Annotated in this window: 1 protein-coding gene; it reads left to right on the top strand. The window is 33.8% G+C overall.

Annotation, left to right across the window (positions count from 1 at the left end; all coding sequences use genetic code 11):
• Nucleotides 1-223: 223 nt before the first annotated feature.
• The coding region (locus AC3G7N_RS21840; RefSeq protein WP_489424223.1) for a hypothetical protein at nucleotides 224-595 on the top strand (372 nt) is incomplete at its 3' end.

Here is a 595-nt window from a genome sequence, read left to right as displayed (position 1 = left end):
GTCTTTTTTCTAGTTAGTTTGTGCTTATCTATTTTTTATTTATTTCGGTCAAAAAAGAATCCTATACTATTAATGGCAGTTTTAGCTACAGGCATTAGTGCATTGGGGACCTATTGTTTTTTATATTATTTATCTAACTTTATGGGATAAAGGCTATAACACAAGCGGGACAAATCTTATAAAATTGGGAAATTAAATTAATTAGACAAAGAGGCGATTAAACTTGACTATAGAGCAGGAAGTATCAACCAAGGTATATAAAATGATGGAATTGCACCAGAATTTTTCGGAGGGTTTATTTGAAGAAATGAATAGCTTTTATTCTGATGATTTTCAAGGGTTGCTTTATATGCCATGGGTTGGGGAACTGGAGAGATATGATGTTGAGGGAATAAAAGAGGGGAATCGATTGGCAGCCGAGTATTATAAAGATAAAGATATTCAATTTATATATACGGGGCTCAAAATTGTTCCACAGTCAGCAAATGAAGCGGCTGTTTCGTATGAAGTTATTCATCAAAATAAGGAACAACATATATTGGTTAGAGCTTTATCGCTTGAGGTTTGGCGAAAAGAAATGGATGGTAACTGGAGA

It is taken from the genome of Virgibacillus carmonensis, assembly GCF_057836705.1.
This window is presented reverse-complemented; position numbering and strand designations above follow the sequence as displayed.